Genomic DNA, 21,176 nt, shown 5'->3' with positions numbered 1-21,176 from the left:
TACGTCTCATCACGAGAGTTACTATGTCTATTACTTCCTGAGAGGTTATATCGCTACTCATATTTACGCCCTGAAGATTACCTGTGATTCCCACATAACTACTGTGCAACCAAACAATTGCTGGCAAAATACTGTTTGTATAGGTGACATACTAAATATTCTCAGTTGACCTATCTCTATGCACAAATCACCATGTCTTGATACTTTGATTCTCACTTTTTTGCTCCTATAGCTTGTGGTTCACATTCCCGCCGTCCATGTCCTTTATCGCAGTGCTTGTAGTTGGCAGTCATTGCCCAAAGCACTACCAATATTGCAATACTTATCCTCATAAATGAAACCTTTTTACATTGATAAGTTGTACGATTGGCTGCACTGTTGTGTTGTCACGATGCCAAGTTTTATTGCCCACCAAGCATCGCAATTGTGCCATCAATACCAGTTTTGAGTAGTAAAGTTTCTCTATTTGGAATGCCGCTAATACTGGTTGTCCTAGTTCACTTTGTAAATAGACTACCTCACCAATCTTGAATTGGTACTTTACAACATCCTGAGCAATGCTTATCCACTGAGTGCAAGGATTGATATCCATTACTATCCACTTACCACCTACCCTTTCAAGTATTGCGGTACTTGGGAAGTGAGATTGAATACCCTGGACGCAACTTTGTGATTCACGACAAATAACAATGCCTTCACTTACAAGTACTTCAGGAGTACTTTTGCCCATATCAATATCTACCCACTTCCACCCACTATTCAGTGATAAGTAGGCTTTAACACGAGTGAACTTGGTATTTTTTGATGGATACAACCAATCAACCTTACCGCCCTCATTTGACAGTGGATAAGCTTTGTACACACCTTGCACTTGAAATACTTCGAGCTTGCAGATATTGATGTAATGTGAACTACTGCGGTCGATGGTTACTGCAACTTCCTTGTGAACCGTAACACCACTATCGGTGTCCTTATCCCAGGTAACTTCTACTTCACGTACCTCATCATTGAGTTGCAGTTCTACGGTGTTTTCAGAGGGGAAGTCCAGTACTGTAATGTTGGTGAATTGTGGCAATGTTAGTGCGTCAGTTGTATCTACGATTTCAGCTTCCACAACTTCTTCAGGTATCGCATTGATAAGTCGTTCGTACTCAGCACGTACTGTGGAATAATCGGCTGATAATCTGCATTGGACGTGAATACCTGCTAATCGTTGACCTTTTAGGAAACCTACCATCTCTGCATATTGAACTACTGGTTGTGTGTCTGTTGTCATAGTTTTTATATGGATATTTAGTGTTTAGCTTGCTTGCGAATTTCAGTGATTAGAGATGCCGATGATTCACAATAAAAACCTTTGTTGGCTTTGTCTGCTATTAGCGCGTTCCCGTGGCTGTGAATATTCCAACCATAAGAAGCTCCTATACGGATAGCTCTTTTAATTTGTCTGTTCGTCATGGTGGTGAGTGGGAGTTTTGTGTGAGGAGCCGTTCGTGGTGGCATGAATATAAGGTAGTCCTCGTGTAATCCTTTTATCATCGTGGTGATTACTTATTGTTTAGAATTCAATAAAAAGTGATTTCCTAGTGATTACACCGTTGTATACTTTTAGCTAATGCGAATAATGTAAGGCAAGATGATGTTGTAGTTTTCATGGGTAGCATCATCGTGCCAAGGGAGAAACGATTCACTTTCACTATTAATCCAAAAATAATGGATGTATTCAAAAAAGCCGCAAAAGCAGAGCAAAGGTCAGCGTCAGAAATGATAGTCCACTTAATTGTTAAATACCTGAAAGAGCAAGGTATATATGACCCTGATTTAGAAGAATAACCTTATGACCTGGGTAAGTCGTAAAAATGCCCAACAAAAAAAATCGCCACCTAGTGATGACGATTAGCGTATATATAGTAATTTTTAATCTTGGTTAATACATCTTATCGGATGGTCGTCATTTATGTATGTTTTTAGATTCAGTTTGTAAACGGAACGGAAGAATTGACGCCCAAACATATCTTTCTCTATATTTCCAGTGTGTTCTAAGCGATAGGTTATTAACTCTCCTCTGCCACCCGGTGTTTTGTTGTCATAATTTGCTATATTTTGTGCCACTGTAGCGGCTTGCATCAAAGTACCTAAAAGACTAGCCATAGTAACACCTTTCGGTAAGTCAGGCATAGAAGATATGTAGTTACAAATAACAGAGTTATTGCACTGAGCTTTTATTTGGTCAATTGTTAGGTCAGGAGTATTTACCACAATGTTTGTCCCTCACATTAAAAAAGGCATCACGAGAGAAGTGACACCATAGCAAAGCGCTAATAATCAACATTTTATTCCTTGATTCCATAGAGATTCCACAGCAAAACCCGCACAGGAACCTCTCACAAATAGCACTTACAGACAGCCACACAGCTTTTGTAAGGGTACAAGTATATCGACCTCAACACGTCGTTAAAAGGCTGAACAACACACTATATATAGGACAAACAAATGCCTACTTTATCAGTTTTTAACTTTGAATCACACGATATACGCTTTGTAGGTACTGCTGATGAGCCTTGGTGGGTAGCTTCTGATATTTGTAAGGTACTGGATATTTTAAACAGTAGGGATGCACTGGCTAGGCTTGATGACGATGAGAAGGGTGTATGTATTGCCGACACCCTTGGTGGTAAACAGGAATTAGCAACTATTAACGAGTCAGGCTTATACTCTCTAGTTCTCACCAGTCGCAAAGCCCAAGCCAAGCGTTTCAAAAAGTGGCTCACCTCAGAAGTTATTCCAGCAATACGCAAAACAGGCACTTACTCAGCAATCGCTAATTCTGTACCCCAATTACCACCTACTACCTCACCCAAACTTACAGAACTTACCAACGAACAAGCCAGAATACGCAAGGTGATAGCAGAATTAAGGTCAACACTATCTACTGAAGAACACAAACTACAGGAAGTCTCACAAGCACTAATCACCGAGGCTAAGGCATTCAGAGATACAAATCCTGACCTCATGAAACAGGCTGTACTTTGCCAAGACATATTGATGAGGGCAAGCAAGGATAACCCCTTCGATAGAAGTGTTAGTTTCAGGTAACACTCTAGGTAACACTAAAAGTGTTAGGTAATAGTGTTAGTTCACAGACAAGGGTAGGGTAAGGCACAAGTTTCTCACCACGGTGAATATGTACAAAAGCCTACAAGCTTTATGTAGAGCGTACTTTGTTGTGGTGAGCAAAAACATGGGTAACATTGATGCAATTTATGAGTGTTACCCATTGCCAAAATGAGTGTTACTAAGTTAGTGTTGGTACATTGAATAAAACAATTACACAAGGACACATCAATATGGTTAAGGTCACAGTCAAGGAAACCACAGAGTTAGCGCTAGAGCTAGGTTACACACTAAAGAAAGTCAGATTAGGATACACACTAATAGATGGTGATTCAAAACCACAATACAGCTATCGTCATCTAGCAGATACATTCTCTAAGCTTGCAGAAATTGCATTAGACCGTCGTATAGCATCCATCAAACCAGTAGACATTGACGAGATGGCAGTAATTACGGATGAACAAAAATATGCTGAAATGGAAGCTTTTAGCGCACAAGTGGACAAAGAAGCTGAAGAAAAGTGGAATGAATACTGCGAAGAAGTGCGCTACGAAAACGAAGAAGGGGAGGCAATACAGTTGGAAGAAAAAGACTTACCAGAGGGTGCTACAGACTTCTTTCTACCAGAATGTGAATTCGCTAACACCTCTGTATGTGATGACCTCGAAGACGGCTGTAGTGTTGGCAGTGAGCATCCACAAGCCAAGGAAGTGTATAAGGTGTGGAGTGATTGGGAAGATTCTGTAGGTGAGATAACTTACGCTATTGCTAGCATTTGCCCTGCTTACACTTACTGCGACCATTGTGATAGTGAGCATGAGTTACCCATTGGTTTTAATGATTGTAGGGAAGTACAACAATCGCTCGATATCCCACTGGATGAACGCCAGCAAAGGATACTTGATGACCACTACGATTTACTAGGAAGGCTTGCAGATACCAATAAAGAGGATGGTGAACAAATGCTTAAAGACTTTGTTGCAGAGGGTGAAACGTGCGCTAGGTGTGGTGGTAGTGGTAAATTACGCCAAGAGAAATACTCCTGGAATAAGGGAGTGAAAACTATTCATCCTTGGCACTCTACTTGCGTTAATTGTCATGGTAAAGGCAAGGCATAGGTATGTTCACCACAAGTGTTACTCTACACTAACACTGTAAGTAACACTAAAACTGTTACCGTAAACTAACACTCCACACATAAGGGTATATAGGGTATGAAATTTACAACAGAAGAAACGACGACAAACAAAAGCGGCGGGAAACAAAGTAAAGTGCTTGCACGCATGGATTTAGTGCCAGCACTAGCAGTCTACTGTATCGGCACGATATTGAAGGCAGGTAGTGATAAGTATGGTGATAACAATTGGCGTCTGATACCAATACCAGAGCATATCAATCACGCCATAATTCACCTTTATGCTTACTTAGCTGGTGACACTTCAGAGCATCATCTAGGGAATGCAGCGTGTAGGTTACTGTTTGCCCTTGAACTGTCCTTGCAAGCACGAAGTAAATAGGGAGATTCAAAATATGACTTATCACAACAGAGGAAATAATCTACAGTGTCCAAAATGTCAGCATTGGGACTGTTGTAAGCTAAATGGGGTACACACAACGAAGGCAGGAAAGGTGCAACGCATATACTGCAAGCTTTGCCGTACCAACGTTGACCAATACATTGTCAAGCAGGGCAAGAAGCGCATAGAAGACGTTGTGAGGTGGGTATGATGGCAAGGAAGCCAAGGGAGACTGATTTACGGGTTGGTAAGCACATACATTACTGGGGTAAGAACTGGGTGATATGGGAAGTAAACACCACACACAATACTTTGCTTCTAGTGATTACAGGACAAAGACCGTATCGTTGGTATCAGCCTTACCCATCTGAGGGAATGTACGAAACTAGCCTATTGGTTAGTGCTGATGATGATTGTCTGTGGTGTTTTGACGAGATTAAGCGAGATATTTTTGGGAGGGAAATAAAATGATTGGCACAAAATTTATTTACTCGACTTATGTATGGATTGTTCGCAGTGTTCATTGTGGGGATAGTTCTTATTGGTGCGAAAACACACTTACTCACCAGAGGAGATGGTTTTATACGGAAGAAATAGAAGACCACCTTATAAAGCGTTGTCACGAAGTAAAACAGAAAACGATTAACACACTTTCTCGATGACTTACAATACATAAGTAAAACTCACACCTTACCGTAAAAAGTAGGGTGTTTCCTTATGTGTGGGTGAATGATAAGTAAAACTTGTAGGGGTATGATGTGTCCGTCTGTTTTTACTTATCATTTATTTGAGCATTGTTTGAACATAATTGCTGAGTGCTAAAAGTTACTTAAAATAGGCTATTTGTACATACAAGTAATCATTTGAGCATTGAATGAGCATTGTAAGCGTTAAAATAGCTGAAAGTACTACTTTGTGTAGGTTTTGTCTTGTTAGCCTACCTGTATGTTTTTTTTTGAATTCTACTTCGTCTCAATACTACTTTTTTCATGAGTGCAACACTTTATCAGCAAATTCAGCAGTTCTACGATGCTTCTTCTGGTCTGTGGGAGCAGATTTGGGGGGAACACATGCACCACGGCTACTACGGGGCTGATGGCAGCCAGAAAAAAGACCGTCGTCAAGCTCAAATTGATTTAATCGAAGAACTGCTCAAGTGGGCAGGGGTACAAACAGCAGAAAATATCCTCGATGTGGGTTGTGGCATTGGTGGCAGTTCTTTATACCTGGCTGAAAAGTTTCATGCTAAGGCTACAGGAATTACTTTGAGTCCTGTACAAGCTGCCAGAGCAACGGAACGTGCTGTGGAAGCGAATTTGAGTCTGACAACTCAGTTTCAGGTGGCCAATGCTCAAGCAATGCCTTTTGCTGATAATTCTTTTGATTTGGTTTGGTCGCTAGAAAGTGGCGAACACATGCCAGATAAAACTAAGTTTCTCCAGGAGTGCTATCGAGTGTTGAAACCTGGTGGCAAGTTAATTATGGTGACTTGGTGTCATCGACCGACTGATAAATTACCACTGACGGCAGATGAAGAAAAGCATTTGCAGGATATTTATCGGGTGTATTGTTTGCCTTATGTAATTTCTCTACCAGAATATGAAAACATAGCCCGTCAACTTCCATTAAACAATATTCGTACCGCCGATTGGTCAACCGCCGTTGCCCCCTTTTGGAATGTAGTCATTGATTCGGCGTTCACTCCCCAAGCGCTTTGGGGTTTACTCAATGCCGGTTGGACTACCATTCAAGGGGCGTTATCACTAGGGTTGATGCGTCGCGGTTATGAGCGCGGGTTAGTTCGGTTTGGCTTATTGTGTGGGAATAAGTAGTTTAAGCCCTGGCGGTTACAAACTGCGGCCAATACTGTTGGGTGAAGACAAAAGACGCGATGAATCGCCGTCTTTACAATCGTCAGTATTTCGTTTTGGCGGCGATTTAGGGAACTCCAAGAAATAAAATATCCAATATTGTGTGGTGGGCAAGATGCCCACCACACAATATTGGATATTTTTTTATTTGGAAGTCCCTAAGAGAAAATCAAGCTTTTTTAACCCGCCTGCGCGGGTTTTACCTGTGTCGTTATGGCTTCTAACCGCCGATTTAACTGGGAACTTTTTTCCCGCTAGCTGCTAAAAGTTCCAGAATGACTCCATTTGTCCAGCCGAAACCAACTTCGTTAGAACTATATCCAAAGGAAATATCGTCGGAAACGTTTGCAGAACAGCGCTCAACATCATATTTTTCAACTAGGGTATTGTGACGCTCAAATTCTTTAACTACCATAGCTAGGAATTTGTTGGCAATGCGATCGCCTTCTGTATGAAACCCATAACGGTGAAGTCCCTGGACGGCAATTAACGTTAATGGTGCCCAGCCAAAGGGGGCATCCCACTGGTTGCCGGTGACTTGAGTACTGGTCAAAATTCCGCCTGGGGCTTCAAACAAAGACAGATTTTCCATGACGCGCCTGGCTTGGGCTTGAGAAGCAATTCCCAGCCACAGGGGATAGAAGGTGGTAGCAAATTCGTAGCGGCGGCGTTTTCCACTCTGGAAGTGGTAGTCGAAATAGAGTCCTTGTTCTTCATTCCAGAGAAATTTATCGATCCGATCGCGGCGGATATCTGCACGATCGCGCCATTGTTTTTCCAGTTCTTCGTTCCCCAAAATAGCGTTAATTTGTGCCAAGTCTTGTTCTACCTGATATAGGAAACTGTTGAGGCACACAGGAGCGTAGTGGAGGATATCAGCACTGAAGGGGCCAAATCGGTTGGTGATATCAAAACCGGACTCGCGCATGGTGCGATCGCCCTTATAAAATAGACTGGTCAGTTGGTCATTTTCCCGGTTGTAGTAAAGATTGACATCATAATCTTCAACCTCAAAGGTTTGGTAATATTCCTTGACGCGATCGTAGTGGCTTTTTCCCTCCTCATCTCGCTCGGAGAACACAACTTCTGGCGCGGGGCCTTCCCCAAAGGCATAAAATCTGGATAAGCCGGTTGCAGGATTTAGGTGAGGCGGTACTACCCAGTAATAGTAAAATTGCTCTAACAACGGGATGGTTGCTTTCAACCACTCTTCATCTTTGGTGTGTTGGAATAACGCCAAAACCATCATACTGAGGACTGGAGGCTGCGATCGCGAGAGCATATAAGTCCGGTTGGCATTGAGGATAGTACCGTAATGCTTTACCTGGTACAATAATTGGTCTACCTGGCTTTGCGCTAGATCCCATTCTTCATCGTGCAAAAGTCCCAGTAATATAAAGTAGCTGTCCCAGCCATACATTTCGTTAAATCGACCACCTGGTACGACATAAGGGCCTGGTAGGTATAGTAAGCCATGCTCTTTAATCGCTTCCACTTCTGACGGCAAAGTGCGAATTTGTAGCTGTTGCATATCTTTGGGATATAGCGATCGCTCTAACACACGCTGAATGTTGGGATAATCTTCTAAGGGGGAAATGTAGACAATCCAGGGAGTGTCGGTTTTGTGGTCTAGTTTGGTATCTTTGGCAGATTGTAATAGGTGTTCGTGCGATCGCGTTAAGGTTTTCCACGTTTTTTTGATATGGAAGCGCACTTTGTTTATCTGCGTGGCGGTAAGTGTTGGGGGAGTGGTCATTATTTTTTTAAACGCAAAGGAACGCGAAGGGAACCGCAGAGGTACGCAGAGGTTTTTACTCGGCGCTGCTAACTAATAAAGCAACTGGGAAATGAGCGAGAGCCGATCCGATAGATAGGGTTTCTGTGGACTGTAAGGGTTCCTGAGTTATGACGTTTTTCCAGGTGTGGGGGGTTCCAGGGGGTAGTTGGAGGTGGGTATCTTGCCAAACTGACTCGCCCAAGGGGTTGTCTCCTGGTTGGATGAGGCTGGTTAAAAAGCGAGGTGCGATCGCGATCGCTGTTTGATTCCCCTCTCGCCGGGCGAAGGCGATAATATGATTGGCGTAGGTTCCTTGAAGTTCTAGTGGTAAATAGTCGCCATCCTGGAATAATGAGACAAAGTTTGTTCTCGCTTGGAGTAATTGAGCCGTTAAAAACAGTTTGATTCTGCCGTCGGTTTTGTGGTTTAGTAACTCCTGAATTAGTCCGAGAATGTCTGCTTTTGCTTGTTCGCGGATGGTGGTTAAGTAATTTCGTCGCTGTTCAAAATCCACGGGACGGCGATTGTCTGGATCGACTAGGCTTAGTTCCCAAAGTTCGGTTCCCTGGTAAAAGTCGGGTACGCCGGGGGCGGAAATCTTCAGGAGAGTTTGGGAAAGGGAATTAAATATCCCATAGTCGGCAATTCGCTGTTGAAAGGGACGAAAGGCTTCTAGAAATTCCCCGGAGATGGCAGGATCGAGTACTTTCTCAATAAAGGAAGCACAAGCTTCTTCATACTCGCTATCAGGTCGCAACCAGGCTGTATGCACTTTCGCTTCTCTAATTGCCTTTATTATATAGTCCTTCACCCGTTCCACGAAGGATGTATGCTCGTGTTCGGCAAAGGGAAACGCCCCTACCAGGGTTTGATAGAGAAAATACTCGTCGTTGCGATCGGGTATGGCGAATCCTTGGCGATGGCTACGATGTCCTCGATTAATAGCACTCCAAGTATTTACCTGCTGATCCCACTCATCGGGAATTTCTGAGAGGACATTCAATCTGGCCCGCACATCTTCGCCGCGTTTGGTGTCGTGGGTGGCGGTGGTGTTCATTGTGTGGGGCCAAGTTGCTTGGTGTTGTTTATTAAAACTGTGGAATTCAGCTACAGAAATCCCAAAATGACCGGGATTACCCCCGACTTCATTTAGCGATAGTAAGCGATTGTAAACATATAATGTGGTGTCTTCTACGCCTTTTGCCATGAGGGGGCCGCTGTATTGCTGCATTCGCAAGACAAAATATATCCACTGTTCGCGTTCTGTTTGAGTTAGAGAATTATCAAACTCTAGAAGCATTAACTTTTCAATAAAGGTTAACTCGTGCTGTAACAGAGGCGTTTGTTCTTTTGCTTGGTGAATTACTTTCTCAATGGTAGCGCGATCGCTATCTCCAATTCCATCGGGCGTAATGTAGGTACGGTAAATCGGGAATAGGGTCAAAACTTCTGCGATCGCTCTTTTGAGTCCATTCAACGTAAAATCATTACCATAGCGATATTTACTGGAAATGTTCTTTAATAAAAGAGCCAAATTGTCAATATCACCAGCTAAATTCTTTTCCAGTATTAGGTGCTTTTTATCCTTCACCACCGAGGCATAATCTACCCGTGAACCAATAAAGTTCTGGTAAACTTTATCAACCTGTGATTGATTTTCTGTTTGACAAAATACACCATTTACGTAATTTAAAAAGTCATATCCCGATGTACCTTCAATTCCCCAATTTTCCGGCAAATCTTCGGTGAGTTCCAAAATCTTCTCAACGGTGATATAAACATCACCCATTTTTTCCCGCAGCCTTTCAAGATACTGAATTGGGTTATAAAGTCCATCAATGTGGTCAATGCGTAAACCTGTAAATTTGCCCTCCTCAACCAGCTTTTGAATTAAGCTGTGGGTATTATTAAAAACTCGCACTTCTTCAACTTTCACCGAAATCAATTCGTTGACAGTAAAGAAACGGCGGTAGTTCATTTCCTCCGCGCCAACCTTCCAGAAGGCAAGACGGTAAAATTGATCCTTCAATAATTCATCTAGGAGATTAAAGCTTTCGGAATTACCAGGCTCTCCGTTGAAAGTTTCGATATTTTCATCAATAAACTCGCGGATAGCATCATTTGTGGTGTAGAGTTCCCAAACCAAGCCTTTGATAAATGCAATCTGGTCTTGTCGCTGTTTACCCGCCACCTCTGAAGGCACGTTTTTGAGAATATAGAGAATCCCCAATAGCTTAATAAAATCAGGGTGATTGCGTCCCAGTGTACGGGTGAGTTTCCCTAAATTATGAGTGATAAATTTTGTGTAAGATTCTAAGCGGAGTGGCAGTTTTAAGCTGTAATAGTTGACAGTTAAACCGTTTTCTTCATATTGCAGTTGGATGTGTCCGTTTTCCAGGGATGCACCATAGAAATCTCCCAGTAATGGCGCGAGAATTCGCTCTTGGCGATCGCCAAAGGGAGCATTCCAAGAAAGGTCGAAGTAGTCGGTATAGCTGGAATCTGGCCCGTGTTCCAATATATCCATTAAGTAAAGGTTTTCGCTGGTATAAGCCATGTGGTTAGGCACAATATCTTGTAACCAGCCCATACCAAGGGATTGAACTTCATTAACTAAGGCATCAAAGGATTCATTAGTTCCCAATTCTGGGTTAAGTTGAGTCGCATCGACTATATCGTAGCCGTGCGTACTCCCAGATCGGGCTTTAAAAATGGGAGAAGCGTATAAATCGGAAATACCTAAATCTGCTAAATAAGCTGCGATCGCTTTGGCGTTGTCAAAGCCGAACTGGGGTGTAAACTGAATTCGATAAGTGGCGGAAGGAATTCGCATATTTTTTTCGTAGGGAGTGGGAATGAGGCAATACGGTTTGGATAAGGTTTTTTGATGATACGCCCTAGACCGCAAAGACGCGATAAATCGCCGTCTTTACAATAAGGAACTTCCAAATAAAAAATATTCAATTAACTCTTGTGGGGTGGGCATCTTGCCCGCCCAGTCCATAAGGCGGGCAAGATGCCCACCCCACAATATTGGATAATTTATTTCTTGGATTTCCCTAATTAGTCCCTTGTAGAGACGGCGATTTATCGCGTCTCTTGCCTTAACCGAACCGTATTGAGAGATAAGGGAGATGAGGAGGTGGGAGTTTTGAGCATAAACGTTGAACCTTTGAACCTGAACGTTGAACCTTTGAGGGTGAACATTGAGCCTTTGAACCTGAACGTTGCACCTTTAAGCCTGGAAGTTGCACCTTTGAACCTGAACGTTGCACCTTTGAGGGTGAACATTGAGCCTTTGAACCTGGGAGTTGCACCTTTGAACCTGAACGTTGCACCTTTGAGGGTGAACATTGAGCCTTTGAACCTGGGAGTTGCACCTTTTAGCTTGGAAGTTGCACCTTTTAGCTTGAACGTTGCACCTTTGAACCTGAAACTTTAAGTTCTAACTTTCCCCCTCATCTCCTTTACTTATAAATTTTGAATTGTTAACTCTCTCATCCCCCTTCATACAGGACTAGACTAGTAGCTTTTACAGTCAGTTCTTGTCCCGCAGACAGATGTTCCGCAGCTTCAGAACCAGGGCCAGACCATGAGGTATCTGCTGAGTCTAATATTTTATGAACATCGTGTTGACTCGGCAAAGTCAGCGTCACTGGCGACGAATTGAAATTCATCGCAAATATTAGCTCACTTGATTCGCACCAACGCCGCACAATGACCAACTGTTTATCTTCATCGCTAGTAGCTTCGATGAAATTGCGGTCTTGATTGAGAAGTGCTGGATGCGTCTTCCGTAAATTAATTAACTGGCGATACCAATCCCACAGAACTTTGTGCTGTCCTTCATTGCGTAATTGCCAATTGAGTTTAGATTTTAGGAAAGTTTCTACCGATTCGGGATCTGGGGGATCTTCTGCATAGTGAAATGCTTCAAATTCTTCTTTGCGTCCGGCTCGAACCATTTGAATTAAATCAGGATCGGAGTGACTGACAAAGTAAATAAAGGGTGCAGTTTCGCCGTATTCTTCTCCCATGAATAATAGGGGTAAGTAGGGCGATAGTAACACAGCGCCAGCAGCTAACTTTAATCCTTCAAAAGAGATCCGCTGACTGAGGCGTTCTCCTTTCATTTGATTGCCGATTTGATCGTGATTCTGAATGCAGACTGTAAACTGTGATAGGGAGCGATCGCGGCAAGATACGCCATGAAATCGTTTGCGATCGGGCGAGTATTTCCAATCGTAGACAAAAGTATCATTGTAAGCTTTTGCTAAATCAGCAAACTGCCCAAAATCTTGATAATATCCTTGGCGATCGCCTGTCAAGAGTGTGTGCAGTGCATGGTGAAAATCATCAGCCCATTGAGCATCAATTCCATAGCCACCCAATTCTACTGGACGAATGATTTGCGGATTATTTAAATCACTTTCAGCAATTAAATGACGTTTCCATCTTTGCCCTTGTTGTGAAAAATGATGAATTGCTTCCCCCAATTCCCATAAAAAATGCTTGGCTCCCAAGTCGTAAATTGCTTGAATAGCATCCAGCCGCAATGCATCAATGTGGAACTCGCCCAACCAGTAAAGCGCATTTTGGATAAAATAATTTCGCACACCCTGACTATGGGCGTCATCAAAATTCAGCGCTTCACCCCACGGTGTTTTATAGGTTTTAGTAAAGTAGGGTGCGAACTGACTCATATAATTGCCTTCTGGGCCAAAGTGGTTATACACCACATCCAGCACAACGGCGATATTATTTTGGTGACAAGCATTTACCAGTTGCTTAAGTTCGGCTGGGCTACCGTAGGAATTTTGAACAGCAAAAGGATAAACGCCATCATAACCCCAGTTGCGATATGTCAGAGCAGCCTCAACATGAGTGTCTCCCGGAAATTGGGAGATAGGCATAATTTCAATCGCATTAATTCCCAGTTCTCTCAGTTCTGGTAAACGAGGAATGATAGCGGTGAAAGTTCCTTCAGGCGTGAATGTGCCAACATGAAGTTCATAAAAAATCATCGACTCCACAGGAATACCCGCCCATCCTTCATCAGTCCATTCAAAGTGATGATCGACAATTTGCGACGGCCCATGTACCCCTTCCGGTTGATACTGCGATGCGGGATCGGCAAAAGTATCTTGACCATTCAAGACATAACGATAAAGCGCACCCGGATACACATCGTTGACCTTCGTGTGCCAGTACCCTTCAGACTGAGGCTTGAGGGGAATTAACTGCGGTTCTGGCGTCAAAACTTGTACCGTAACGCCATCTAATAGCGGAGACCAAACTGTAAATTCACACTCTCCGTTCCCCAAGTAGTTAGCACCAATTCTCACGCAGTATCCTCCCGTCAGATTCTATGTTGTGGCGAATTGCGGCGCGATGGCGTACCCGCCTCGCAAATGTCATTGATTGCACAATGTTTACAAACACGCCAGATAGCATAATGGTTGGTCTAGCAGACTTTTCGCTAGCACCGGAAGATTGAATTTCTGAGCAAAGAACTCTGTCTAAAGACAAGTAAGCAAGCAGGATAATACGGTTCGGTTAAGGTTTTTTGATAAAAATTCTAGATCCCCAAAACCCAATAAATCGCCATATTCTTGTAGAGACGGCGATTCATCGCGTCTCTTGCCTTAACCTGTGGTTTATTTAGGGACTTCCAACAAATAAATTATCCAATCTTGTGGGGTGGACATCTTGTCCGCCCTTGGCTATGGGCGGACAAGATGTCCACCCCACAAGAAGTAATTGAGTATTTTTTTATTTGTCAGTCCTTTAACTTAAGTTGGCTTGCAGCTACCATCCACGCAATATGCCGATTCATAAGTGCTGGAACGCTTGCCAAATATCGTGTAGCGATTATCGCGGATTTGTTCGTAAAAGCGATCGCCTGTCCATTTCATCCCCGGTAATGCTCGATAAGCGTCTACAAATATACTTCCGACTGGCAATAACCACCCAATTTTTTCTATTGCATTACTACCTTGCCAACGTCTCTGAGGTTCATTACCATCAATTAAAATCACCCCTTGTTCGCAATCTTGGGCGGTAATTCCCCATCCTAAAAGTGTCTGCTCATCTTGCATGGGAACGTAGCGAAACAGCTTTCCCTTGTCTAAGTTTTCTAGCGATCGCACTAGAGTAACGCAGAGATTACAATTCCCGTTGTAGATTACGTAGTAGTTCATTAAAATAACGGTTCTTTAGCAATGACAAATTAGATGTGTCTAAACACAACTTTGGTATTCTAGCTTAGAAAATCGCTGGATTTAGATCCCCGACTTCTTAAAGAAGTCGGGGATCTGGACAGCAAAATTTTATTTATCAAATATGTATAATGTCGTCTAGCTTAAGTTGTAAATTTGGCAATATATCAGACGAAATACTATCTCCTAAGCGATATTGTTGTTGCTGGTACACACCATTAACTAACTGACAAACGGTGAATGTCGGTTGTTTAGGATTGCCAATAAATTGCAACCCACCCAAGCCACGAAAATCCACAATCCAATATTCTGGGATGTTAAGAAAGGCGTATTCTTCTACTTTTCTGGCATAATCGTCTTGCCAATTACTACTCACAAATTCAGCAACAAGTTTGATTGTATTGCCGTTACAAATAATCGGTTCTTTTTGCCAGAGTGGTTCTTTACTAAGTTCTGCTTTATCTAAAACAATTACATCAGGACGCAGTGCTGTGGCTTCAGCCGCAGGTGGTTTAATCAGACAAGTTTTGGGAACTAGCCAGTTGAAATTAGAATTAAAAATTTCGACATAGATTCTACCAGCAATACTACCTGCAACAGCTTCATGTAGACCTGTAGGTTCCATGTCTCTTAATTGCCCATCGATTAATTCATAACGTGTATTATCACCATATTGGGCGATAAATTCCTCGAAGGTAAGCTGCTCCATATTTAAATTGCATAACCTGGGCGATTATGTTGCCCACCCCACAATAGTTATGTTTAATTCAATATTGTAGCGAAGGCATTTGGTAGAGAAAGTTAAAATTTGAAGTTTCACCCTCAGAGGCTCAACTTTTAAGTTTTAATTCCTCCTGAATTCTGAATTCTGACTCCTAAATTCTGCTGTATCATTCCTTTGTAAGGATATTTGCTTGGTTTTTTCATTAATGAGAAAATATTCATGAAATACAAACTCTTGGGCAAAAGCGGGTTAAGAGTCTCAGAACTCTCCTTAGGAACTATGACCTTTGGTGAAGATTGGGGCTGGGGTGCATCTGTTGACGAAAGTCGTAAAATTTTTGATAGCTATGTAGAAGCAGGGGGAAATTTCATTGACACCGCCAACGGTTATACCGATGGTAGCAGTGAAAAAATTGTCGGTGAGTTGATTGCTAAAGAACGGGAACGCTTTGTAGTTGCGACAAAATATTCCTTTCCCTTGCGGATGAATGACAAAAAAGGCGACCCTAACGCCAGTGGAAACCATCGTAAAAATTTAATTCAGTCTTTAGAAGGTAGTCTGAAACGGCTGAATACCGATTACATTGATTTATTCTGGTTGCACGCTTGGGATTTCACAACGCCGATTGAAGAAGTCTTGCGATCACTTGATGATGTAGTCCGCCAAGGTAAAGTACTTTACATCGGTATTTCTGATACACCTGCTTGGATCGTTTCTCAAGCAAATACCATCGCCCATTACCAAGGATGGACACAATTTATCGCCTTGCAAATTGAGTATAGTTTAATTCAGCGAACACCAGAACGAGATTTATTACCACTGGCCAAAGCCTTTGATTTAGCAGTAACACCGTGGTCGCCTTTAGGTGCTGGTGTCTTGACAGGTAAGTATAATCAGCCCCCTCAAGCAGGTGGTGAACAGGGACGACTAGCAAATGGAGCTTTAGGAACTATTTCAGAACGAAATTTAGCGATCGCTCAAGTTGTCAGTGAAGTTGCAAGAGAAATTGGCCATACACCCTCACAGGTAGCATTAGCTTGGTTAAACGCTCAAAGTGGTGTGATTATTCCGATTATTGGGGCACGTAAATTAACGCAGTTTCAAGATAACTTAGCTTCCTTAGAAGTCCGTCTCTCCCCAGAACATTTGCAACGCTTAGATGAAGTGAGTAAAATTGAATTGGGTTTCCCCCATGACTTTTTGCAGAATGACTCGATTCGCGATCGGCTTTTTGGTGGCACATTTAACACCATAGAAAACCATCGCAGTTGACCTACTATTCATTAATAGTAACACATTCAGGCGTTAATATAATCTGTCGCCAGAGAGTTTCGCACAGCCACCCAAAATCAGTAAAGTTAGATATAAAAGGCATTAAGTTAGAACTATGACCGACAACACCATTTCATCACGTCTGTACCCTACCCGCATTGACATTCCCGCCGAAGCGCGAGTGCAAATCGTGGTACTCCTCAACCAAACCTTGGCAGCCACTTCGGATCTAAAAACCCAAGCCAAGCAAGCGCACTGGAATGTTAAAGGAACTGACTTCTATCAGCTACACCTATTATTTGATGAAATTGCTGGGGAATTGGAAGAGTTCATCGATCTAGTAGCTGAACGCATCACAGCTTTAGGCGGATACGCTTTTGGAACAGTTCGCGCCGCAGCTAGTAATTCGATCCTGCCAGAATACCCCTTAGATATTTTGGATGGCAAAGACCATGTGACAGCCTTGGCAGATCGCTTTGCATCCTATGGTAAACATCTCCGGGAAGCGATCGATAAAACTGATGAATTAGGCGACCTAGATACTGCCGACCTTTACACCGAAATTTCCCGCACCATTGACAAACGACTCTGGTTCTTAGAAGCTCATCTACAAATAGTAGAAATTAAGGCAGAGAATGGCAAAGCGGCTACTACTAAAACTCAAAAGACACCTGCTGCTGTAAAATAAGCACTTTTGAGAAACACTAGATTTAGTAGTAATCTGTCAATAAATAATTGATGGATAAATTGCTTGTAGAGACGGCGATTTCTCGCGTTTCTCTAACCATCAAAATGAATTTGACAGGCTAGCGGCGCGTCAAGCAAAAAAATTGTAGGTTGGGTGGAAGCTTTGCCTCCACCCAACCTGCGTCTAATCCACTATTTAAAGCTTGCCACGCCACTAGCTAGCAGCTAAGGGACTTCCAAAAAATATGCAATTAACTCTTGTGGGGTGGGCATCTTGCCCGCCCAGTCTGTATGGCAGGCGAGACGCCCACCCCACAATATTGGATAATTTATTTCTTGGAGTTCCCTAATCTTGTTGTTCAAGAATTGAAAATTGCAGTAATTTAGTTTTCAAAGAGTGTATCCCATTCAATTGAAAACTCTGTTAAATCTCACAGTATCTTTTTAGTAAGTACGCCACTTTTAAGTGCGTACTTTTCATTTTATATGTATATACTTTACTATTTAAATAGTTACAAATTAGGTCTAGTCAATCAGAACTCTCAATCTAAATTCTTCTAAAAACAATTAACAACGAGGTAAATTTATGTCTCAAAATACAATTACCCACTTAATTCACGATCGCAATGCTCGCGGTCACGCGAAAATGGGCTGGCTCGATAGTTATCACACATTTTCCTTCGGTAGTTTTTACGATCCCAACCGGATGGGATTTCGCTCTCTGCGCGTGATCAACGACGATCGCATCGCCCCTGGTGCTGGATTCCCTACCCACAGCCATCGTGACATGGAAATCCTCACTTATATCTTAGAAGGTGCTGTAGAGCATAAAGACAGCTTGGGTACTGGATCGGTGATTCGCCCTGGTGATGCCCAAATTATGAGCGCTGGAACTGGAATCAGCCACAGTGAATTTAATCCTTCACCAACTGAACCACTGCACTTACTACAAATCTGGATTCTCCCCGATCGAGAAGGAATAACGCCAAGATATGAACAAAAAGCTTTTCCTCTCGAAGAAAAGCTAGGTAAACTCCGCTTAATCGCTGCTAAAGATGGACGCGATGGTGCTGTGACAATTCACCAAGATGTTGATTTATACACATCTGTTTTAGAGTCAGGTGATGTTGTTAATTATCAAGTAAAACCTGGTCGCTACGCCTGGTTACAAATAGCGCGAGGCATAGTCAACTTAAATGGCGAAGAACTCAGAGCCGGCGATGGTGTACAAATCAACGGCGAAGAACAGCTAGAAATTAGCACCAACATCGGCGGCGAAATCTTGCTTTTCGATTTAGGCTAATATCTCCTTTCTCTGTAAAAGGCTCATCTAAATGAGCCTTTTACTCAGAATATTACGTTGACTAATTAAGTATGTTTGCGGGTTCTGTGAAGGCAAAGAAAATCCTGGAAATGCTAGCAGAACGTATCAGAGCGCTTGGTGTAGATCCAGATTTTTTAGTTTAGGATGTGCTTTTGGGTGAATTATGGCGATCGCAACCTACGACAACCAAGCCACAAGTCTAAAAAACTAGGGAACGAGCATCAAAGACTCGTCCACGAGTATCAAAGACTCTCACGTGAGTATCAAAGACTCGTCCAACCAACTGGCAACACAGATGAATTCATGAGCATCTTGATACGTTCGATTTTGGTGCAATAACTGTACAATCTCTGCCCCCAACTGGGGGCTATTTTTAGACAACATCATGAAAATTAGCAATTTGTTAATCTTTCTGCCACCGCACCTATGTGTCGCCACCATTGAGTCCCACCTGCCCAAATACGCGAAGGTAAATGTCCTAGAGGAGATGAACTTTGAAAAGAGAATTGCCATTGGGGAGGAGAACTAGCATTATATAAATGCCAACCAACGGCACTACAAAATCTGACATAATCACAGTCAAGACTTTCGTAGATTTGTTTCTGCACGCTAAAACCAAAATGCCCTTGACTGTATTTAATCCACAACTGGTCAATTATCTGTAAGTCTTCACAGGGTAGCTTGACAATATCACTCATGAATAGATAACTACCAGTTGGTTTAGAAATAGCTTGACACATCAATACCCAAGTTTCTTCATCTGCTAAGTGCCATTGTTTGGTAGCGAGTAAATCGCGCAGTCGATGATAGTCAACTCCGACCTCAGAATGCAGTTTATTAACTGACTGTTGTGGAACGATGTGGTAACAGGAATCTAATGCTTGCAAAACTTCCGTTGCTGATTTGTAACGTTGGGAAGTGGCATTTTGCAGCAGCTTGTCCAGAATTGTGCCGAGTTGTGGACTGATAGTATTCCCTGGTAATAGATAATCACGCCAGACCCAGCGATCGCAAGTCACATCAAACAAATCAAAAGGGGAAATATCAGTTAATAAATGAATGCAGGTGACACCTAAACTGTAAAGGTCACTGGCTGGTATTGCTTTTCCCCTAGTTTGTTCGGGAGCGATATATTCTGGACTACCTACAGTAGTTCCTGTTTGTAGTAAAGCTGTAGCGGTGAGATGTTTGGCAACACCAAAATCAATTAAGATTAATTTTCCCTGGACAGAACTACGAATAATATTTGCTGGTTTGATATCCCGGTGAATAATTTGCAAGTCATGAATAAATTGCAACACTGGCAATAATTCTTTGAGTATTTGCTGAATTTTTTGTTCGTTAAAGACTCCATTTTGTTGCAATTCTTCTTGAAGCGTCTTTCCTGGAATCCATTCTTCCACTAGATACAAACGATTTTCCTGTTCAAAATACCCCAGCAGTTTTGGGATTTGTGGATGTTGCAATTCATCAAGACGCACTGCTTCCTGACGAAATAATTTCATTGCTTGATAGCAGTTGCGACCAGATGAAGCAGGAAAATTAAATTGTTTGATGATGCATTTAGGTTGGGAGAGAAATTGCTCATCCACAGCTAAGAATGTTATGCCAAACCCACCATGCCCAACTTGTCGCCATAAATGATAACGGTGATTGAGCAGAAGTTGTTCGCCACATTTGAGACAAACTTTAGTTGTCTGGGGGTTGTGGCTATATAAACAGCCAATATTAGGACAGAGTTTCATAACTCGCTGTTTTCTTGGGATAGTCCATCATAATCTCTGTCTGAAAAAATACAGGTTAATTTCAGCGATCGCAATCTCCGACAACTAAGCCACAAGTCTAAAAAACTGCTGAACGAGTATCAAAGGCTCTCGCGCGAGTATTAAAGACTCGCTCACGAATATCAAAGACTCGCTCACGAATATCAAAGACTCGTCCACGAATATCAAAGACTCGCTCACGAATATCAAAGACTCGTCCACGAATATCAAAGACTCGCCGACGAGTATTAAAGACTCGTGGATGAGTATCAAAGACTTGTGGATGAGTCAGCTGAATGCAAAAGGGGTGATCGCTTACAGGAATTCTTCAAAATAAGCGACAGTTGCCAGCCTGTAAGACTAGATTAAATTCTGATTTTCTTAATTACGTAGCTTGCTTCCCGTAGGGTACTACGAATTACGAATTACGAATTAAATCTTGCACTCTCGCCACCACTTGCCCTAATCTCTCAGCATTAGGAGATTGGATACGCTGCAATATCTCCAAGGCTGGTTGCAAATAATCTAGTGCTTGATTGTAATTGCCCTGTTGTTCTGCTATATGCCCTAACCACCACAAAGTATTTGCCTTGCCTTGGACATTGCCGATTTGTTCTTCGATAGCGAGGGATTGTTGATAAAGGGCGATCGCTTCTTCTATTTCTCCCCTATCGGCTTTGAGTACGCCCAATTGGTGCAACGTCGCCGCCTTGCCTTGGACATCGCCGATTTGTTCAGTGATAGCGAGGGATTGTTGATAAAGGGCGATCGCTTCTTCTATTTCTCCGCTATTGGCTTTGAGATATCCCAAGTCGTGCAACGTCGCCGCCTTGCCTTGGACATCGCCGATTTGTTCAGTGATAGCGAGGGATTGTTGATAAAGGGCGATCGCTTCTTCTATTTCTCCGC

Annotated in this window: 20 protein-coding genes; 10 read left to right on the top strand and 10 right to left on the bottom strand. The window is 42.5% G+C overall.

Features of this window, described 5'->3' with window-relative positions; all coding sequences use genetic code 11:
* Positions 1-328: 328 nt before the first annotated feature.
* Entirely contained in the window at positions 329-1,276 is a 948-nt protein-coding gene (locus tag V7L31_RS23040) for a hypothetical protein (RefSeq protein ID WP_334698411.1), read from the bottom strand.
* Between the two features lie 17 nt (positions 1,277-1,293).
* Positions 1,294-1,458, bottom strand: a complete 165-nt coding sequence (locus tag V7L31_RS23035; RefSeq protein WP_334698410.1) for a hypothetical protein — start codon at positions 1,456-1,458, stop codon at positions 1,294-1,296.
* Positions 1,459-1,653: 195 nt separating this feature from the next.
* Between V7L31_RS23035 and V7L31_RS23030 the strand changes: the two genes are divergently transcribed.
* Complete coding sequence (locus V7L31_RS23030; RefSeq protein ID WP_334698409.1) at positions 1,654-1,833, top strand: CopG family transcriptional regulator; 180 nt, start codon at positions 1,654-1,656, stop codon at positions 1,831-1,833.
* A gap of 84 nt (positions 1,834-1,917) precedes the next feature.
* Here the strand turns inward: V7L31_RS23030 and V7L31_RS23025 are convergent, their stop codons facing one another.
* Positions 1,918-2,259 (bottom strand): hypothetical protein, encoded by a 342-nt coding sequence (locus V7L31_RS23025; RefSeq protein WP_334698408.1) that lies wholly within the window; start codon positions 2,257-2,259, stop codon positions 1,918-1,920.
* 234 nt (positions 2,260-2,493) lie between these two features.
* Between V7L31_RS23025 and V7L31_RS23020 the strand changes: the two genes are divergently transcribed.
* The 5 genes from V7L31_RS23020 to V7L31_RS23000 all read left to right on the top strand — a co-directional run bounded on the left by V7L31_RS23020 (position 2,494) and on the right by V7L31_RS23000 (position 6,463).
* Positions 2,494-3,096, top strand: a complete 603-nt coding sequence (locus tag V7L31_RS23020) for a BRO-N domain-containing protein (protein WP_334698407.1) — start codon at positions 2,494-2,496, stop codon at positions 3,094-3,096.
* A 251-nt stretch (positions 3,097-3,347) separates the two neighbouring features.
* Positions 3,348-4,232 carry a hypothetical protein gene (locus tag V7L31_RS23015; RefSeq protein ID WP_334698406.1) on the top strand — a complete coding sequence of 295 codons (885 nt, stop codon included), beginning with the start codon at positions 3,348-3,350 and terminating at the stop codon, positions 4,230-4,232.
* A 96-nt stretch (positions 4,233-4,328) separates the two neighbouring features.
* The gene (locus V7L31_RS23010; RefSeq protein ID WP_334698405.1) at positions 4,329-4,631 is read left to right on the top strand and encodes a dATP/dGTP diphosphohydrolase domain-containing protein; all 303 of its coding nucleotides are present in this window, start codon (positions 4,329-4,331) and stop codon (positions 4,629-4,631) included.
* Positions 4,632-4,841: 210 nt separating this feature from the next.
* The gene (locus V7L31_RS23005; protein ID WP_334698404.1) at positions 4,842-5,102 is read left to right on the top strand and encodes a hypothetical protein; all 261 of its coding nucleotides are present in this window, start codon (positions 4,842-4,844) and stop codon (positions 5,100-5,102) included.
* A 518-nt stretch (positions 5,103-5,620) separates the two neighbouring features.
* Positions 5,621-6,463 (top strand): methyltransferase domain-containing protein, encoded by an 843-nt coding sequence (locus V7L31_RS23000; RefSeq protein ID WP_334698403.1) that lies wholly within the window; start codon positions 5,621-5,623, stop codon positions 6,461-6,463.
* A gap of 271 nt (positions 6,464-6,734) precedes the next feature.
* Here V7L31_RS23000 and V7L31_RS22995 read toward each other — a convergent pair whose 3' ends face one another.
* The gene (locus tag V7L31_RS22995) at positions 6,735-8,258 is read right to left on the bottom strand and encodes a trehalase family glycosidase (protein WP_334698402.1); all 1,524 of its coding nucleotides are present in this window, start codon (positions 8,256-8,258) and stop codon (positions 6,735-6,737) included.
* Between the two features lie 55 nt (positions 8,259-8,313).
* Positions 8,314-11,112 (bottom strand): malto-oligosyltrehalose synthase, encoded by a 2,799-nt coding sequence (gene treY, locus V7L31_RS22990; protein ID WP_334698401.1) that lies wholly within the window; start codon positions 11,110-11,112, stop codon positions 8,314-8,316.
* A 318-nt stretch (positions 11,113-11,430) separates the two neighbouring features.
* On the opposite strand from treY, the gene V7L31_RS22985 reads away from it, so the two are divergent.
* Positions 11,431-11,721 (top strand): hypothetical protein, encoded by a 291-nt coding sequence (locus V7L31_RS22985; protein ID WP_334698400.1) that lies wholly within the window; start codon positions 11,431-11,433, stop codon positions 11,719-11,721.
* A gap of 55 nt (positions 11,722-11,776) precedes the next feature.
* Here the strand turns inward: V7L31_RS22985 and treZ are convergent, their stop codons facing one another.
* The 3 genes from treZ to V7L31_RS22970 all read right to left on the bottom strand — a co-directional run bounded on the left by treZ (position 11,777) and on the right by V7L31_RS22970 (position 15,206).
* Positions 11,777-13,624, bottom strand: a complete 1,848-nt coding sequence (gene treZ / locus V7L31_RS22980; RefSeq protein WP_334698399.1) for a malto-oligosyltrehalose trehalohydrolase — start codon at positions 13,622-13,624, stop codon at positions 11,777-11,779.
* A gap of 447 nt (positions 13,625-14,071) precedes the next feature.
* The gene (locus V7L31_RS22975; protein ID WP_334698398.1) at positions 14,072-14,479 is read right to left on the bottom strand and encodes a thiol-disulfide oxidoreductase DCC family protein; all 408 of its coding nucleotides are present in this window, start codon (positions 14,477-14,479) and stop codon (positions 14,072-14,074) included.
* Between the two features lie 136 nt (positions 14,480-14,615).
* Positions 14,616-15,206 carry a Uma2 family endonuclease gene (locus V7L31_RS22970; protein WP_334698397.1) on the bottom strand — a complete coding sequence of 197 codons (591 nt, stop codon included), beginning with the start codon at positions 15,204-15,206 and terminating at the stop codon, positions 14,616-14,618.
* 234 nt (positions 15,207-15,440) lie between these two features.
* Between V7L31_RS22970 and V7L31_RS22965 the strand changes: the two genes are divergently transcribed.
* The 3 genes from V7L31_RS22965 to V7L31_RS22955 all read left to right on the top strand — a co-directional run bounded on the left by V7L31_RS22965 (position 15,441) and on the right by V7L31_RS22955 (position 18,483).
* Positions 15,441-16,493 carry an aldo/keto reductase gene (locus V7L31_RS22965; RefSeq protein WP_334698396.1) on the top strand — a complete coding sequence of 351 codons (1,053 nt, stop codon included), beginning with the start codon at positions 15,441-15,443 and terminating at the stop codon, positions 16,491-16,493.
* A 115-nt stretch (positions 16,494-16,608) separates the two neighbouring features.
* Positions 16,609-17,181: a DNA starvation/stationary phase protection protein Dps gene (dps, locus tag V7L31_RS22960; RefSeq protein WP_334698395.1), complete on the top strand. Its 573-nt coding sequence runs from the start codon at positions 16,609-16,611 to the stop codon at positions 17,179-17,181.
* Between the two features lie 585 nt (positions 17,182-17,766).
* Positions 17,767-18,483, top strand: coding sequence for a pirin family protein (locus V7L31_RS22955; RefSeq protein WP_334698394.1), 717 nt, complete (start codon positions 17,767-17,769; stop codon positions 18,481-18,483).
* A 413-nt stretch (positions 18,484-18,896) separates the two neighbouring features.
* On the opposite strand, the gene V7L31_RS22950 is transcribed toward V7L31_RS22955, so the two are convergent.
* Together V7L31_RS22950 and V7L31_RS22945 are read right to left on the bottom strand one after the other, a co-directional pair.
* Positions 18,897-20,249 carry a serine/threonine-protein kinase gene (locus tag V7L31_RS22950; protein ID WP_334698393.1) on the bottom strand — a complete coding sequence of 451 codons (1,353 nt, stop codon included), beginning with the start codon at positions 20,247-20,249 and terminating at the stop codon, positions 18,897-18,899.
* Between the two features lie 436 nt (positions 20,250-20,685).
* On the bottom strand, positions 20,686-21,176 hold a 491-nt coding region (locus V7L31_RS22945), incomplete at its 5' end, for a tetratricopeptide repeat protein (RefSeq protein ID WP_334698392.1).

The sequence above is a fragment of the Nostoc sp. genome, from assembly GCF_036916655.1.
Classification (GTDB): domain Bacteria; phylum Cyanobacteriota; class Cyanobacteriia; order Cyanobacteriales; family Nostocaceae; genus Nostoc.
Note: the sequence above shows the minus strand (reverse complement) of the source record. Positions and strands in the feature narration are given on the sequence as shown.

What these genes read in the sequence shown, in the direction of transcription:
- dps (WP_334698395.1), top strand. Translation starts at nt 16,609, where the DNA reads ATGACCGACAACACCATTTCATCACGTCTGTACCCTACCCGCATTGAC.
- V7L31_RS22955 (WP_334698394.1), top strand. Translation starts at nt 17,767, where the DNA reads ATGTCTCAAAATACAATTACCCACTTAATTCACGATCGCAATGCTCGC.
- treY (WP_334698401.1), bottom strand. Translation starts at nt 11,112, where the DNA reads ATGCGAATTCCTTCCGCCACTTATCGAATTCAGTTTACACCCCAGTTC.
- V7L31_RS23020 (WP_334698407.1), top strand. Translation starts at nt 2,494, where the DNA reads ATGCCTACTTTATCAGTTTTTAACTTTGAATCACACGATATACGCTTT.
- V7L31_RS23035 (WP_334698410.1), bottom strand. Translation starts at nt 1,458, where the DNA reads ATGACGAACAGACAAATTAAAAGAGCTATCCGTATAGGAGCTTCTTAT.
- V7L31_RS22995 (WP_334698402.1), bottom strand. Translation starts at nt 8,258, where the DNA reads ATGACCACTCCCCCAACACTTACCGCCACGCAGATAAACAAAGTGCGC.
- V7L31_RS23030 (WP_334698409.1), top strand. Translation starts at nt 1,654, where the DNA reads ATGGGTAGCATCATCGTGCCAAGGGAGAAACGATTCACTTTCACTATT.
- V7L31_RS23005 (WP_334698404.1), top strand. Translation starts at nt 4,842, where the DNA reads ATGGCAAGGAAGCCAAGGGAGACTGATTTACGGGTTGGTAAGCACATA.
- V7L31_RS23015 (WP_334698406.1), top strand. Translation starts at nt 3,348, where the DNA reads ATGGTTAAGGTCACAGTCAAGGAAACCACAGAGTTAGCGCTAGAGCTA.
- V7L31_RS22950 (WP_334698393.1), bottom strand. Translation starts at nt 20,249, where the DNA reads ATGAAACTCTGTCCTAATATTGGCTGTTTATATAGCCACAACCCCCAG.
- V7L31_RS22965 (WP_334698396.1), top strand. Translation starts at nt 15,441, where the DNA reads ATGAAATACAAACTCTTGGGCAAAAGCGGGTTAAGAGTCTCAGAACTC.
- V7L31_RS22975 (WP_334698398.1), bottom strand. Translation starts at nt 14,479, where the DNA reads ATGAACTACTACGTAATCTACAACGGGAATTGTAATCTCTGCGTTACT.
- V7L31_RS22970 (WP_334698397.1), bottom strand. Translation starts at nt 15,206, where the DNA reads ATGGAGCAGCTTACCTTCGAGGAATTTATCGCCCAATATGGTGATAAT.
- V7L31_RS23000 (WP_334698403.1), top strand. Translation starts at nt 5,621, where the DNA reads ATGAGTGCAACACTTTATCAGCAAATTCAGCAGTTCTACGATGCTTCT.
- V7L31_RS23040 (WP_334698411.1), bottom strand. Translation starts at nt 1,276, where the DNA reads ATGACAACAGACACACAACCAGTAGTTCAATATGCAGAGATGGTAGGT.
- V7L31_RS23010 (WP_334698405.1), top strand. Translation starts at nt 4,329, where the DNA reads ATGAAATTTACAACAGAAGAAACGACGACAAACAAAAGCGGCGGGAAA.